At 33.3% G+C, this 15,407-nt stretch carries 10 protein-coding genes; 6 read left to right on the top strand and 4 right to left on the bottom strand.

Translation table 11 applies throughout. From position 1 onward, the window contains the following. Nucleotides 1-42: 42 nt before the first annotated feature. The gene (gene dgt, locus EV196_RS17185) at nucleotides 43-1,383 is read right to left on the bottom strand and encodes a dGTP triphosphohydrolase (RefSeq protein WP_132219103.1); all 1,341 of its coding nucleotides are present in this window, start codon (nucleotides 1,381-1,383) and stop codon (nucleotides 43-45) included. A gap of 326 nt (nucleotides 1,384-1,709) precedes the next feature. Here dgt and EV196_RS17180 point away from each other — a divergent pair, with 326 nt between their 5' ends. The 3 genes from EV196_RS17180 (at nucleotide 1,710) to EV196_RS17170 (ending at nucleotide 6,540) form a co-directional block, all read left to right on the top strand. Next, complete coding sequence (locus EV196_RS17180) at nucleotides 1,710-2,096, top strand: carboxypeptidase-like regulatory domain-containing protein (RefSeq protein WP_132219013.1); 387 nt, start codon at nucleotides 1,710-1,712, stop codon at nucleotides 2,094-2,096. Between the two features lie 290 nt (nucleotides 2,097-2,386). Next, nucleotides 2,387-3,619, top strand: a complete 1,233-nt coding sequence (locus EV196_RS17175; protein ID WP_132219012.1) for a hypothetical protein — start codon at nucleotides 2,387-2,389, stop codon at nucleotides 3,617-3,619. 98 nt (nucleotides 3,620-3,717) lie between these two features. Then, the gene (locus EV196_RS17170; protein WP_132219011.1) at nucleotides 3,718-6,540 is read left to right on the top strand and encodes a TonB-dependent receptor; all 2,823 of its coding nucleotides are present in this window, start codon (nucleotides 3,718-3,720) and stop codon (nucleotides 6,538-6,540) included. Between the two features lie 81 nt (nucleotides 6,541-6,621). Here EV196_RS17170 and EV196_RS17165 read toward each other — a convergent pair whose 3' ends face one another. Beyond that, the gene (locus tag EV196_RS17165) at nucleotides 6,622-6,966 is read right to left on the bottom strand and encodes a toxin-antitoxin system YwqK family antitoxin (protein ID WP_132219010.1); all 345 of its coding nucleotides are present in this window, start codon (nucleotides 6,964-6,966) and stop codon (nucleotides 6,622-6,624) included. A gap of 394 nt (nucleotides 6,967-7,360) precedes the next feature. Between EV196_RS17165 and EV196_RS17160 the strand changes: the two genes are divergently transcribed. The 3 genes from EV196_RS17160 to ppnP all read left to right on the top strand — a co-directional run bounded on the left by EV196_RS17160 (nucleotide 7,361) and on the right by ppnP (nucleotide 11,378). Next, a complete protein-coding gene (locus EV196_RS17160) occupies nucleotides 7,361-8,551 on the top strand; it encodes a porin (RefSeq protein ID WP_132219009.1) in 1,191 nt (396 codons plus the stop codon). A 73-nt stretch (nucleotides 8,552-8,624) separates the two neighbouring features. After that, nucleotides 8,625-10,991, top strand: coding sequence for an inorganic phosphate transporter (locus EV196_RS17155; protein ID WP_132219008.1), 2,367 nt, complete (start codon nucleotides 8,625-8,627; stop codon nucleotides 10,989-10,991). Between the two features lie 105 nt (nucleotides 10,992-11,096). Further along, nucleotides 11,097-11,378 carry a pyrimidine/purine nucleoside phosphorylase gene (ppnP, locus tag EV196_RS17150; RefSeq protein WP_132219007.1) on the top strand — a complete coding sequence of 94 codons (282 nt, stop codon included), beginning with the start codon at nucleotides 11,097-11,099 and terminating at the stop codon, nucleotides 11,376-11,378. Nucleotides 11,379-11,562: 184 nt separating this feature from the next. On the opposite strand, the gene EV196_RS17145 is transcribed toward ppnP, so the two are convergent. Next, on the bottom strand, nucleotides 11,563-14,040 hold the full coding sequence (locus EV196_RS17145) for a ribonucleoside-diphosphate reductase subunit alpha (RefSeq protein WP_132219006.1): 2,478 nt from the start codon (nucleotides 14,038-14,040) through the stop codon (nucleotides 11,563-11,565). A 224-nt stretch (nucleotides 14,041-14,264) separates the two neighbouring features. After that, nucleotides 14,265-15,245, bottom strand: a complete 981-nt coding sequence (locus EV196_RS17140) for a ribonucleotide-diphosphate reductase subunit beta (protein ID WP_132219005.1) — start codon at nucleotides 15,243-15,245, stop codon at nucleotides 14,265-14,267. Nucleotides 15,246-15,407 lie beyond the last annotated feature (162 nt).

Genomic DNA, 15,407 nt, shown 5'->3' with positions numbered 1-15,407 from the left:
TTATCTTATTGGTAACGCTTCGACTTTACTCCAAAAAACAACTTAAAACTCGATACCTTTTATCTTTTTATAATTTAAAATGGCTTTGCTGTCTGATAGCAATGATACATAATAACATACACTTGAAAGCCTAGTATATAAACTATCGGCATCTGTTTTAATGGTTTTTGGTAAGCCTTTTAAAATGAGTTTATCGTAATTGGAAGCGGTATTGTTGTAACAATTGTTCACAGCTTTTGTGTAGGTGTTTAGTAGGGTGTTTATAACGCCATAACCAGCAATTTCTTTATCGACCACTTCGGTGGATTGGTAGATATTCTCTACGCTTATTTTAATGATGTCTTTTATTTGAGCGTCGTATTTACTTTTGTCCAACAAAGCACAATCGAAATCACCACTTAAAATAGCATGTTCGTTTTCCATGAAAATATCGACAGCTTCGTTTATAAGATTTCCAATGGCGAGGGCACGTAAATAGCCAATACGGTCTTCTTTGGCTGAAAGGGCATAATAATTTTCTGGACGAATATTGCTTCTTATTATTTTGGATAGATATTCCAGAGCAAATTCTTCTTGTATTAAACCTAAATTGATACCGTCTTCAAAATCGATGATGGTGTAACAAATATCATCGGCAGCTTCTACTAAAAAAGCGAGCGGATGGCGTGCATAGCTCATATGTTTATCGCTACGTTTTAATAAACCAAGTTCGTTGGCAATATCAACATACGCCTCTTTTTCACTTTGGAAAAATCCGTATTTTTTATCGGCTATATGATTGGTTGGTTTTTTTGGTAACGATTCTTTTGGGTATTTTGTAAAAGCACCTAGGGTGGCATAGCAGAGACGTAAACCTCCTATTCTACCCGCTCTTGTTTCGGTTAAAATTTTAAAGCCGTTGGCGTTGCCTTCAAAATCGCATAAATCTTGATACTCTTTTTCGGTTAATTGGTTTTTATATTGAAGTCCTTCACCAGTTTTAAAAAATTCGCCCATGGCTTTTTCACCAGAATGCCCAAAAGGCGGATTTCCAATATCATGCGCCAATGCAGCAGCAGCAACAATAGCACCAAAATCGTTGGCTTGATAGCCGTGTACGTTTTGCAAATGTGGATGTTTTTCCAATAATTTTTTTCCAACCAAGCGCCCTAAAGAACGCCCAACCACACTTACTTCCAAACTGTGGGTTAAACGGGTGTGGACAAAATCGGTTTCCGAAAGAGGAATCACTTGGGTTTTATCTTGTAAACTTCTGAATTCTGATGAAAAAATAACACGATCGTAATCGACTTCAAACCCCAAACGGGTCTCGTCTTGTTCTTTTCGTATGCGTTTATTGGTGTCGCCAAAGCGTTTTAAAGATAATAATTGTTCCCAGTTCATCATAAAAATTTAAGCGTTGGCAAGATAATAAAGAATTTCTTTAAATATAATGTATTCTTTTAAAGGAAAATTAAATGACCAATGCTTAGGCTAAATATTTATACTATGTCACACTGAGCTTGTCGAAGTGCTTCTTATAAAAAGTCTTCGACAAGCTCAGACTGACATTTTAGAATTAATTGGCCAACGTTCTACTTAAAGTAAAATATTTTCCACAAAAAAAATTTGGTAACATTACGGTAACATTAAAATGACCGTTGTTTAATGTTTACATAACACACTACTTAGATAGATTCGCTTTTTTTGCAGTGTAATTTAATCGCCATATGAAACATTTAATCTATATAGTACTTTTTCTTTTCTCAGCTTTTTCTTTTGGACAAAACACAGGCATTATAGTCGGAAAAGTACTTGATAGTGAATTAAATAACGCCCCGTTAGTACTTGCTAATGTTTCTATTAAGGGAACTTCTATTGATTTAAATACCGATTTAAGTGGTTTTTTTATCATTGAAAACTTAGAACCAGGTGATTACACCTTAGTTTGTGGTTTTGCTGGTTATGAAACTCAAGAAATTAAGGTGCATGTAGATGCTTTACAACCTGCTGAAGTAAAATTATCTTTAACTGCAAGTACCATTTCGTTTGGAGATTTGGCATCACTTACTAGTGTGGCTCAAAACGATAACACCACTTTTATTGCTGCAAAGTAATTATCCTGAATCAACAATTTCTCTTCAGTCTTGACAAATCAATGATTTTACTTTAACTAGTATCTTCATTTCACTTATCTACTTTTTTTCTAAAAACTTGAATCAACCTCTTGTATTCAATGTTAATTTAATGTTTCTAACAGCTATTCAAACACCTTATCTCATAACATTATAGTAACTGTTTTTTGAAACACTTTTAACCTTCACATAACCTCGACTTTACATGGTTACAGTTTCTTTGTGACAGTTTAAAAAACTAATAAAAACGAAAACTTTTAAATTCAAAAACAATGAAAAAATTAAATTATTTATTAATATCTATTTTCTCTTTAGGTCTTGCAACTGGCTGCTCTAGTGATGATCCTGCTATAATTGATAGTGGTGAAGGTGAAAGCGGAACAACTATTACAAAAGCTGGTTTAATTACTACTAATGAAACTTGGACAGCTGATAACATATATGTTTTATCTGGAAAAGTGGTTGTAAATGAAGGTGTAACACTTACTATTAACCCAGGAACCATTATTAAAGGTAAAGAAGGTCAAGGTTCATTAGCTTCTGCTTTAGTGGTTGATCAAGGTGGTATATTATTAGCTCAAGGAACTGCTGATATGCCTATTATTTTTACTTCAGAATTAGATAATATTGCTGTAGGTGAAAAAAAAGGGTCTAATTTAACTACTGCCAACGTAGGTTTATGGGGTGGTTTAATTGTTTTAGGAAAAGCGCCTATATCAGTTAGTGGTGATTTAGAAACTAAGCAAATTGAAGGTATTCCTGCAACAGATTCTTTCGGACAATACGGTGGAACTGTAAGTGATGATTATTCTGGAAAATTAGAATACATCTCAATCAGACATGGTGGTATCACTATTGGTGCTGATAATGAAATTAACGGTTTAACACTTGGCGGTGTAGGTTCACAAACACTTGTGAATCAAATTGAAATTGTTGCAAACCAAGATGATGCTATTGAAATATTTGGAGGTTCTGTAAATGTTTCTAATATAATTACTTACGCTCAAGGAGATGATGCTATAGATCTTGATGAAGCTTGGTCTGGAACTTTAGATAACGCATTGGTTATTATGGGTGCCGATTCTGATTCTGCTTTTGAGTTAGATGGTCCTGCTGGTTCTGCTGCAACAGAAGCTGGTTATACTATTAATAATGTAACATTAAAAGGTGCTGGAACAGCAAGCAAATATGCCGATTTAAGAGACGGTTTAATTGCTAATATGAATAATATTTTAGCTTATGGATTTGGTGCTGACTCTGTTGTTAAAGTAAATGGTGCTGACTCTGTTGCTGAATTAGCTGCTGATAGAATCACATTTTCAAAATGGGAAATTGTATTACCATCTGGTGTTGTCTTATCAAGTGTAATAACTGGTGCTAATGCAGGTGATGAAACAAAATTCACTAACAATGCTACTGCTATTACTGCTGCTAGTGCAGCAACTGTAGGAGCTAACACTTCTGGATTTAGCTGGACTTTTGCTAAATCTGCAAACGCTTTTTAATCTGAAAAAAATGCTATTAAATAAAATGTCCACTCGCAATATAAAGCAGTGGGCATTTTATTCATTTATAAATATTTTATAAAAAACTAATTCTAAACATGTTAAACAAAGCATTTCTAATTATTGTCTGTTTATTTTCTTTGCAAGTATTGCAAGCCCAAACTGGCAAAATTTCTGGCAAAATTATCGATAATGAATTTAATGATGTACTAGCTTTTGCCAACGTACTAGTAAAGGGAACAATAAAAGGAACCACCTCAGATTTTGATGGAAACTATACCTTAGAGCTTGATCCTGGAACTTACACTATTATATTTTCGTTTATTGGTTACGACTCGAAACAACTAACAGAGGTTAAAGTTGAAAAAGGAAAAGTTGTCGATTTAAATGTTTCATTAAGTCCGTCATCAGCGTTGTTAAGTGAAGTTGTAATCACAACATCAGCTAGAAGAAATACAGAACAATCTGTATTGAACTTACAAAAAAATTCTGCAACACTTATGGATGGATTATCCATTGAAAGCATTAAGAAAACTGGAGCTAGTAGCATAGCATCGGCTATAAAAAGTGTTCCTGGTGTTTCTGTTCAAGAAGGTAAATTTGTATTTGTTCGGGGTTTAGGTGATCGTTACACAAAATCTATTTTAAATGGCATGGATATTCCAGGTTTAGACCCTGATAAAAACACCATTCAAATGGATATTTTTCCAACCAATATCCTTGAAAATATCATCATTGTAAAATCTGCATCTGCTGAATTACCAGCCGATTTTACCGGAGGCGTTGTAGATATCATAACTAAAGATTTCCCTTCAAAAAAACAAATGCAATTTTCTGTGTCAGGTAGTTTTAACCCAACTATGCACTTTAAAGATAATTACGTAAATTATAAAGGAAGTAATACCGATTTTTTAGGTTTTGATGATGGAACCAGAGCACTTCCAATTAATAAATTACAAAATATTCCTAATCCTGCTGCAACAAACAATAGTTCTTTGGAGCCAATAACCCGTGCTTTTAACCCGCAACTAGCTACTAGCACAACTACAAGTTCTCCTGATTTTAGTTTCGGTTTTAGCTACGGAAATCAATTTGAAGTGGGAGATAACAAGTTAGGTGTTATTGCCTCGCTTGATTATAAAAACACCACTACGTTTTATGAAGGTTTTGAAAATGGCATTTACCAAAAACCCGAAGAGCGCGACTCATACAACTTACGTTTTGATAGACGCCAGCAAGGTGATTTAGGAAGTAACAATGTATTAGCCTCTATTTTAACAGGATTAACATACAAAACTCAAAAATCAAAATACAAATTAAATTTACTGCACATTCAAAATGGTGAAAGTCGTGCGGCTTTATTTGATCAAAGAACAGAAATTTCTAACGCCATAAACGTGGTTAAAGACAACTTGGAATATACCGAGCGTTCTATATCGAACATATTGCTTTCTGGTTACCATACAAGTGAAGATGCTTCATTTACTACAGAATGGAATTTATCGCCATCACTATCTAGGGTTTATGATAAAGATGTTAGATTAACCACTTTTATTGAAGATGATTTTGGTGGTTACACCATTAGTTCTGATGCTGGTTTTCCATCACGCGTTTGGAGGGATTTAGAAGAAATTAATGCCGTTGGAAAATTAGATTTCACAAAGAAATACAACTTATTCAATAAAAAAGCATCATTAAAATTTGGTGGTTTATATAGCTATAAGCAACGTGAATATTCAATTTACAACTACGATGTAGGTTTTATAAACATAAGCCCAACAGTTTTTAACGGCGATCCAGATGCCATTTTATCTAGCGATAATGTTTGGACGCGCTCCAGTAATAGTGGTTCTTACATTCGTGGTAATTTTGAACCAGCAAACTCGTTTGATGCTAATCAAAATACAGCATCAGGTTATATTTCAAATGAATTTAAAATTGGTGATAAATTAAGAACCATTTTAGGTCTAAGAGCTGAATATTTTGCTTCATATTTTACAGGACAAAACAATACGGGAAGCGCTATTTTTAATAACACACAACTTCTTGATGAATTGGATTTTTTCCCATCAGCAAATTTAATTTATGCCTTTAATGAAAAAATAAATTTTAGAGGATCTTATTCTAAAACCACTGCAAGACCAAGTTTTAAAGAAAAATCGTTAGTACAAATTACCGATTTATTAACAGGTACTATTTTCCTTGGAAACATCGATTTAAAACCATCCTATATAGACAACTTTGATTTTAGATTGGAAGTTTTTGGTGATGAATCTGAAATGTTTGCCATCAGTAGTTTTTACAAAAAGTTTGTAGATCCTATTGAGTTAGTTGCCTACTCTGTAATTGCTCCAAACCAATTCACCCCAAGAAATTCACCTTCAGCTAAGGTTCTTGGTTTAGAATTTGAAGCTAGAAAGCATTTTGGATTTATATCTGAAGGACTTAAAAATTTAAAATTGAATTTGAATATTTCAATTATTGAATCTGAAATTGAAATGGCTAAAGGAGCTGGTGAAGAATATGAATCTAGACAAGCTTTTGCTAGAGATAATGAAACTATCAAAGAAACTAGAGCTTTACAAGGACAATCCCCATTTTTAATTAATACGGGCTTAAGTTATGAAAACCCAACAACGGGTTTTGAATCTGCCATCTCCTTTAATGTACAAGGCAAAACACTAGAAGTAGTAGGGTTTGGTCAAAATCCAGATGTATTTGTGCAACCGTTTAATAGCTTAAATTTAAATGTATCAAAAACCATTGGTAAAGAAAAAAACTCAACTATTAGTTTAAAAATCGATAATATTCTAGATGAGAAAAGACAAAGTTTATATGAATCATTTGGTGCAGAAAAAGTACCATTTTCATTAAGACAACCAGGTACTGCTTTCTCTTTGGGTTATAGTATGAGTTTTTAGTTAAACTAAAATTTACAGCATAAAAAAATGGGTTTCAATTAAAAATTGAAACCCATTTTTATTTACCCTAGTAAGTAAAAACTATAAATTATTTTTAATTTCAGTTTCACTTAAACTAGCAATAACGTTTTCTTTATAATCTACTTCTTTTATGGTTTCATTAGTGTAATAAAACCATTTGCCGACTTTTTTACCATTATCATAATTTCCCGAAACTGTTTTTTTGCCTGCTGTATCAAAACTTAACCACTCACCTTGTAATTTACCATCTGTTGTGTAAGTTCCTGTTTGGCTTACAGCACCATTGTCATGATAATAAACAACTTCAATTAAATTAGTGTCTTTGTTAAGTTTTAAATCTCTCTTTTGTTGTCCAAAAGAAACCACAGTAATTAAAAAGGCAAAAATAAATACTAACTTCTTCATAATTATGGGGGTTTTAACATTATACATCAAAGATACGGATTTGGTAACTTTAAAACAACACTTACTTAACACTGGCTTAACATTGAAAATACATTATATTGATATTCAATACATTAACAACTAATAATAATTGAAAACTTAACATTGGAATTAATAATTATTTAATATTTACATTACAATTACCTTAATTAAAACAATGATATTCGTAAAGTCTTAAGACACAACAATTAGTTTTTCATATAATCTATTAGTTTTTGTCGACTACATTATCATGATTTCTAATGAGCTGCCTTTGGCCGAGGCAGCTTTTTTTTTGCGTTAAATTTAATCATTAGGTAACATTCAATTAACATTCTTTTTGGTTCTTTGCGGTGACAAAAACTAAAAATGATTAATGAAATTTAAAATCTCACTGGTTGCATTATTATTTTATGCAACTACTTCACTAAGTGCGCAAGATATTAAAGGTTCAAAATTTGGTAAAGGGCTATTAAATATTGTAGGACAAGATAGTTCTTGGACTATGAAAGTAGGTTTAAGAATTGAACTTTTAGGAATGTCCACTTGGGAAGAAGGCCAAAGCAATCAAACAAGTTTTTTAGTTAGAAGATCTAGGTTAAAATTTGATGGATATGCCTATAGTCCGAAATTAGAATACAAAATTGAACTTGGTTTATCAAATAGAGACCAATCTGGAGCTTCAGAATTTACTAGCAATGCACCCAGATATATCTTAGATGCACAACTTAAATGGAATTTTTATAAAAATTTTGAAATTTGGTTCGGTCAAGGAAAATTACCAGGAAACAGAGAACGTGTAATATCTTCGGGCAATTTGCAACAAGTTGATCGGTCGTTACTAAACAGCCTATTTACCATTGATAGGGATTTTGGATTTCAGCTAAGGCATCACTTTAATGTTTCAGACCAATTTGTAATTAAAGAAATTTTCTCCTTATCTCAAGGAGAAGGGAGAAATGTTACCACTGGAAATTTAGGTGGACATCAGTACACCAGTCGTTTAGAATTGCTTCCTTTAGGAAATTTTGACAGCGAAGGCGATTATTCTGGAGCCGATTTAAAAAGAGAACAAACTCCTAAATTAGCTTTCGGTGTTAGTTACGACCATAACAATAATGCAGTTAAAACCAGAAGTAACCAAGGGTCTTACATGTTAACGGATACTGGTTATTACGAAACAAATATTAATACACTTTTTATAGATGCCATGTTTAAGTACAATGGCTTTTCTCTAATGGCAGAATATGCCGATAGAAGCGCTAAAGATCCATTTGCAAAAAACTCTGACGGCTCACTTACTGGTGATGAAGTACAGGTTGGCAAAGGTATAAACCTGCAAACAGGATATTTATTTAAAAATAACCTAGAAATATCTGGTCGTTATACACATACAGAATTAGATAAAACCATTACAGGAAAAGAACCAGAAAGCCAATATACACTGGGTGTATCAAAATATATCGTGGGACATAAATTAAAGGTTCAAACCGATATTAGCCACTTGGAAGTTATAAATGGCAATAATGAACTCATGTACAGATTACAATTTGAATTACACTTCTAAAAAACATAACAATTACGTAACTTAGTATCTTAAAATACATAAGATATTTGCAAACTTATTTTTATTTATAATTATGGATAATATTTACTTTTTAATGATTATTGCCCTTGCGGTATTAGCAATTGCCGACTTAGTTGTAGGGGTTAGTAACGACGCTGTTAACTTCTTAAATTCAGCTATTGGTTCTAAGGCTATTTCATTTAATACCATTATGATTGTCGCAGGTTTTGGTATTGCCATAGGCGCTCTATTTTCCAGTGGTATGATGGAAGTTGCTCGAAATGGTATTTTTAACCCCGGCGAATTTATGTTTAGTGAAATCATGATTATTTTCATGGCGGTTATGATAACCGATATTTTGCTACTAGATTTTTTCAATACGTTTGGTATGCCAACTTCTACAACGGTTTCCATTGTTTTTGAATTACTTGGTGCATCTGTCGCTATCGCACTTATAAAAATTGGTCATGATGGTGGTAGTTTTGGTGATGTAGTTAACTATATTAACACCTCTAAAGCCACTGAAATTGTTTCTAGCATACTACTCTCTGTAGCACTTTCCTTTTCTTTAGGTGCTCTTGTGCAATGGGTCTCAAGACTTTTACTTTCTTATGATTTTGAAAAGAAAGCAAAATGGGTAGGAGCTTTGTTTGGAGGCATAGCTATTACATCACTTGTTTATTTCATATTCATGAAAGGTATCGGAGGTACCGATTTTGCCAAACAAACACATGACTTTACTAACGGAGAAACCATTAAAGACTTTTTAAAACACCAAGCATTAACCATTTTAGCTTTTAGTTTTGTGCTTTGGTTTTTGGTATCATATGCATTAATGCAATTTGCTAAAGTCAATATTTATAAATTAATAATACTTATCGGTACATTCTCATTAGCGTTAGCTTTCGCAGGAAACGACTTGGTTAATTTTATAGGACCATCAATAGGAGCGTATCAATCGTACTTAGATTTTATGAATCCTGAAGTTAACACTTTAGGGCTAGCTGCAAATGAGTTTTCTATGCATAGTTTGGGGGCAAAAGCATCTACACCTACAGCCTTATTACTTATAGCTGGTTTAATTATGGTTTTAACACTTTGGTTCTCTGCAAAAGCTAAAAATGTGGTAAAAACATCTTTAGATTTATCGAGTCAAGAAGAAACAAAAGAACGTTTTCAACCAAATTTTTTATCTCGTGGGTTTGTTCGGTTTGCTATATTATCATCTCAAATGACATCATATTTATTACCAAATTCTTGGCAAGCTAAAATTGACAAACAGTTTGAAAAACCTGTTATTGAATTAAAAAAGGACAAAACATACGAACTACCTGCTTTCGATTTAGTTAGGGCAGCTGTAAACCTTATGGTTGCTGCTGTTTTAATTTCAATTGCAACTTCAATGAAATTACCTTTATCCACAACCTATGTCACCTTTATGGTTGCCATGGGAACATCATTGGCAGATAGAGCTTGGGGCGCAGAAAGTGCCGTATATAGAGTTGCTGGTGTTTTAAATGTTATTGGAGGCTGGTTTTTTACCGCGTTCAGTGCTTTTACCGCAGCAGCATTAGTAGCTTTCTTACTAAACCTGAACGTTACGGTTATGTTTCCTATCTTATTAGTAACAGCATTTGCTTTAATAATAAAAAGTTCAATTTCTTATAATAAAAAATCAAAAGAAGTTAAAGCTGAAGATAGCTTAACAAAGGCTGAAAGTAGTTCCATTCAAGGTGTTATTCACGAAAGCGCAAAAAATATCACCAATGTTGTTAAGCGTGGCAATAAAATTTATACCAATGCTATAAATGGTTTAGCAAAACAAGATTTAACACTATTAAAAAAGAATAAAAAACAAATTGTCAAACTATCGGATGAAGTTGATGAATTGCGAGATAACATCTTCTATTTCATTAAAAATTTAGATGAATCGAGTCTTGGGGCGAGTAATTTTTACATCCATGTTTTAGGCTATCTTCAAGATATGACCCAATCTTTAGAATATATTACGAAGGTAAGTTACAAACACGTACACAACAATCATAAAAAACTTAAATTCAACCAAATAAAAGAATTAAAGGAAGTCGATGAACGTTTTGAAACCTTCTTCAACAATACCCAAAAAGCATTTGATTCTAGATCATTTGAAGAAATTGGTATTATTTTAGGCAGAAAGCAAGAAATTTTAGGATTGGTAACTTCTAAAATCCAAAAACAAGTAGAACGTACACGTACCGAAGAATCGAGTCCTAAAAACACAACATTATATTTCAGTTTACTGTTAGAAACTAAAGATCTATTAAATGCGACCATGAATCTTCTAGAAGAATATCATAAAGCACACGATAGCTCGGTAAAACCCGCTACAGTGATGGTAAATACACCAAAATCAACAAAACCATTAGATTCTACAGGACCCGAAGAATCGAAAGAGTCTTAAAATATAAAATTAAAACTGTTGAAAACCACAAAGCCATCTTAGTTTAAGATGGCTTTGTGGTTTCTCTAAATTATTTACTTTTGTATAAATTTAAATAAAAATAAAATGATTTCAGCAAACGAGTATTTTGATAGTAATGTAAAATCTTTAGGCTATACAACGGCTACAGGTAATTCTACTTTAGGTGTTATGAACCCTGGAGAGTATGAATTTGGGACTTCTAAACATGAAACCATGCGTGTTATTGAAGGTGAAATGACTGTTAAATTACCTGGTAACTCGGAGTGGGTTACCTATAAGGCTGGTGAAGCTTATGAAATAGATGCCAACAAAAAATTTCAAGTTAAAGTATCTACACAAACATCTTATTTATGTCAATATAAATAACAGTGTTGACACTTCTGCATAAAAAGAGGCTGTCTGAAAAGTGTAATTCTGTGTCATATTGAGCCTGTCGAAATATTTTGACTTACTGATAATCAATATCAGTTTCGACAAGCTCAACCTTACAAAGTAAATACAATACACTTTTCAGATAGCCTCTTTTATTTAGGTATTTTAAACGAATACCTTAAGACCCACACATAAGGCAATCATCCCCCTCACCAGCTTTAGCTTGCGCTATTAATGCTTTCATTTCATCAGCACTCATAGGCTCAACTTCAACAGCTTGTTGTTTCTTAGCGAATTTTGCGGCATTTGCTTCTGCAATATGTTTTTTCTGTTCTTGTTCTATATCTTGATTTACGATAGTTTCTTCGGCTATTGGTTCTTCTTTTTTAGAAGTTTGTAGCGTGAATTTAATAGCATCAACCGCACTCTTGGTACGTAAGTAATACATACCAGTTTTTAAGCCGCTTTTCCAAGCGTAAAAGTGCATAGAGGTTAATTTGGCCATGGTAGCACCTTCCATAAACAGGTTAAGCGATTGTGACTGATCGATAAAATACCCACGTTGGCGAGACATATCGATAATATCTTTCATACTTAATTCCCAAACGGTTTTGTAAAGTTCTTTTATATCTTGTGGAATGATATCAATGCCTTGAACCGAGCCATTAGCTCTCATAATGTCTTGTTTTAAGCTATCGTTCCATAAGCCTAATTCCACTAAATCTTCTAATAAGTGTTTGTTTACCACAATAAACTCACCCGATAATACACGGCGTGTGTAAATATTTGATGTATAAGGTTCAAAACATTCATTATTTCCTAAAATTTGAGAGGTTGAAGCTGTTGGCATTGGTGCTACTAAAAGTGAATTACGCACCCCGTGTTTTAATACTTGTTTACGCAGCTTATCCCATTCCCACATACCGCTTAAGTCTTCATCTTTCAAATTCCAAAGATTGTGTTGAAATTGACCTTTGCTTATTGGAGAACCTTCGTATGATTGGTATGGTCCATCTGCCTTAGCTTCTTCCATACTGGCAGTAACTGCAGCAAAATAAAGCGTTTCAAAAATATCTTGATTTAACTTTTTGGCTTCCTCACTTGTAAAAGGCATGCGTAATTGGATAAAGGTATCTGCCAACCCTTGCACTCCTAATCCAATAGGACGATGACGCATATTTGAGTTTTCGGCTTCTATTACTGGGTAGTAATTTCTATCAATAACTCGGTTTAAGTTTTTTGTAACACGTTTTGTAATACGGAATAATTCTTTATGGTCGAACTCTCCATTTTTAACAAACATAGGTAATGCTATGGATGCTAAATTACAAACAGCAACCTCATCTGGGGAGGTGTACTCCATAATTTCTGTACATAAATTTGAAGAACGGATGGTTCCTAAATTTTGTTGGTTCGATTTGCGGTTTGCAGCATCTTTATACAACATGTATGGTGTACCCGTTTCAATTTGAGATTCTAATATTTTCTCCCAAAGTTCTCGTGCTTTAATGGTTTTTCTACCTTTTCCTTCTGCTTCATATTTTAAATATAAAGCTTCAAAAGCGTCGCTGTGTACCTCATCCATTCCTGGACATTCGTTGGGGCACATTAAAGTCCACTTTCCGTCTTCTTCAACACGTTTCATGAATAAATCTGAAATCCACATCGCATAAAATAAATCGCGTGCACGCATTTCTTCTTTACCATGGTTCTTTTTCAAATCTAAGAAGTCCATAATATCGGCATGCCATGTTTCAATATACATCGCAAAACTTCCTTTACGTTTTCCACCACCTTGATCCACATAACGTGCTGTGTCGTTAAAAACTTTTAGCATTGGTACAATTCCGTTTGAGGTACCATTGGTGCCTGCAATATAACTTCCTGTTGCACGAATGTTGTGTATAGCCAAACCAATACCCCCTGCAGATTGCGAAATTTTAGCGGTTTGTTTTAATGTATCGTAAATGCCATCTATACTATCTTCTTTCATAGTTAATAGAAAACAAGACGACATTTGTGGTTTTGGTGTACCTGAATTGAAAAGTGTTGGTGTAGCGTGCGTAAAAAACTTTTTAGACATCAACTCGTAAGTTTCAATAACCGATTCCATATCGTTTAAATGAATACCTACAGCTACACGCATTAACATGTGTTGCGGACGTTCAGCAATAACTCCGTTCAACTTTAAAAGATATGAACGTTCTAAGGTTTTAAAACCAAAATAATCGTAGCCAAAATCGCGGTTATAGATGATAGTAGAATCTAAAACATCTTTATTTTTCATGATAACCTCGTAAACGTCATCGGCTAAAAGCGGTGCATCTTTACCTGTTCTTGGGTTCACGTATGTGTAAAGGTCGTGCATAACCTCACTGAATGTCTTTTTTGTGTTTTTATGTAAGTTAGAAACAGAAATTCTGGCGGCTAAACGGGCATAATCTGGATGTGCCGTTGTCATGGTTGCAGCAATTTCAGCAGCTAAATTATCAAGTTCGCTAGTTGTTACACCATCGTATAAACCTTCAATAACACGCATGGTTACCTTTAACGGATCTACTAATTCATTTAATCCGTAACACAATTTACGCACTCTTGCAGTGATTTTATCGAACATGATTTGTTCTTTTCTGCCGTCTCTTTTTATTACATACATATTTTACACTTTTTTTAAGTTTTCCTGATACACCTTCAGAAAAACGGTTCATATATTATTCCAAATACTATCTAATTAATAAATTAGGATTAGTGCTTAGGGGTTCAGCTGGATTAATAAAAATTGGTTTATTTCTCATTTTACTGAAACCAGTTCAGTGAAAGGGCATGAGAACAACACCCTTATAAATTATAGAAAGTTTTACTTTTGATTGATTTTAATGATTAAAAATCGGCATCGAAAGTAAATTTATCTTTGTCTTCTTCTTTGTTAAGAACACCTGCTTTTTGATATTCAGACACACGTTTTTCAAAGAAATTGGTTTTTCCTTGTAACGAAATCATATCCATAAAATCAAATGGATTGGATGTGTTGTATACTTTTTCGCAATCCAATTCACTTAATAATCTGTCGGTTACAAACTCTAAATATTGTGACATTAATTTAGCATTCATACCAATTAAACTCGCTGGCAATGACTCCGTAATAAACTCACGTTCAATATTTAACGCATCTACCAAAATTTCTTTAATTCTAGCTTTTGGCACTTTATTTACTAAATGTTTATTGTGTAAATGCACTGCAAAATCGGCATGCACCCCTTCATCACGAGATATTAATTCGTTTGAAAATGTTAATCCTGGCATCAAGCCTCTTTTCTTCAACCAGAAAATAGAACAAAATGCACCCGAAAAGAAAATACCTTCAACCGCTGCAAATGCAATTAAACGCTCTGCAAAACTTGGAGATTCAATCCATTTTAGTGCCCAATCTGCTTTTTTCTTAATGGCAGGAAAATTGTCAATGGCATTGAACAATAAGTCTTTTTCTTTTTCGTCTTTTACATACGTATCAATTAAAAGCGAATAGGTTTCACTGTGGATGTTTTCCATCATGATTTGAAACCCGTAGAAAAATTTCGCTTCACTATACTGTACTTCGTTTACAAAGTTTTCAGCTAAATTTTCATTAACAATACCATCACTAGCTGCAAAAAATGCTAAAATGTGTTTTATGAAATAACGCTCGTCATCATTTAATTTATTTTTCCAGTCTGTAAGATCTTGATGTAAATCAATTTCTTCTGCGGTCCAAAAGCTAGCCTCCGATTTTTTATACCATTCCCAAATATCATGATGTTGAATAGGAAAAATAACAAAACGATCTTTGTTTTCTTGTAAAATGGGTTCGATAGACTGAGACATTGTTGTTCTTATTTTTAATTTAAGTTAGACGAAAAAAATTGTCAATTCGGGAACAACAAAGATTCAAAAATGATGTTAAAAATGAAAGGTTTAGTTATAAACATTGTCAAGAAGTTTTTAACAATTACCAAAAACACTTAGTATGAGAAGTTTACAAATTAA

This window comes from Mariniflexile fucanivorans, from assembly GCF_004341235.1.
Taxonomy (GTDB): Bacteria; Bacteroidota; Bacteroidia; order Flavobacteriales; family Flavobacteriaceae; genus Mariniflexile; species Mariniflexile fucanivorans.
The sequence above is the reverse complement of the archived record's forward strand: the minus strand, read 5'-3'. Positions and strand labels throughout refer to the sequence as shown.

Bases quoted from the DNA above. Each gene is read 5' to 3' on its own strand.
- dgt (WP_132219103.1), bottom strand. From the start codon at position 1,383: ATGAACTGGGAACAATTATTATCTTTAAAACGCTTTGGCGACACCAAT.
- EV196_RS17180 (WP_132219013.1), top strand. From the start codon at position 1,710: ATGAAACATTTAATCTATATAGTACTTTTTCTTTTCTCAGCTTTTTCT.
- EV196_RS17175 (WP_132219012.1), top strand. From the start codon at position 2,387: ATGAAAAAATTAAATTATTTATTAATATCTATTTTCTCTTTAGGTCTT.
- EV196_RS17170 (WP_132219011.1), top strand. From the start codon at position 3,718: ATGTTAAACAAAGCATTTCTAATTATTGTCTGTTTATTTTCTTTGCAA.
- EV196_RS17165 (WP_132219010.1), bottom strand. From the start codon at position 6,966: ATGAAGAAGTTAGTATTTATTTTTGCCTTTTTAATTACTGTGGTTTCT.
- EV196_RS17160 (WP_132219009.1), top strand. From the start codon at position 7,361: ATGAAATTTAAAATCTCACTGGTTGCATTATTATTTTATGCAACTACT.
- EV196_RS17155 (WP_132219008.1), top strand. From the start codon at position 8,625: ATGGATAATATTTACTTTTTAATGATTATTGCCCTTGCGGTATTAGCA.
- ppnP (WP_132219007.1), top strand. From the start codon at position 11,097: ATGATTTCAGCAAACGAGTATTTTGATAGTAATGTAAAATCTTTAGGC.
- EV196_RS17145 (WP_132219006.1), bottom strand. From the start codon at position 14,040: ATGTATGTAATAAAAAGAGACGGCAGAAAAGAACAAATCATGTTCGAT.
- EV196_RS17140 (WP_132219005.1), bottom strand. From the start codon at position 15,245: ATGTCTCAGTCTATCGAACCCATTTTACAAGAAAACAAAGATCGTTTT.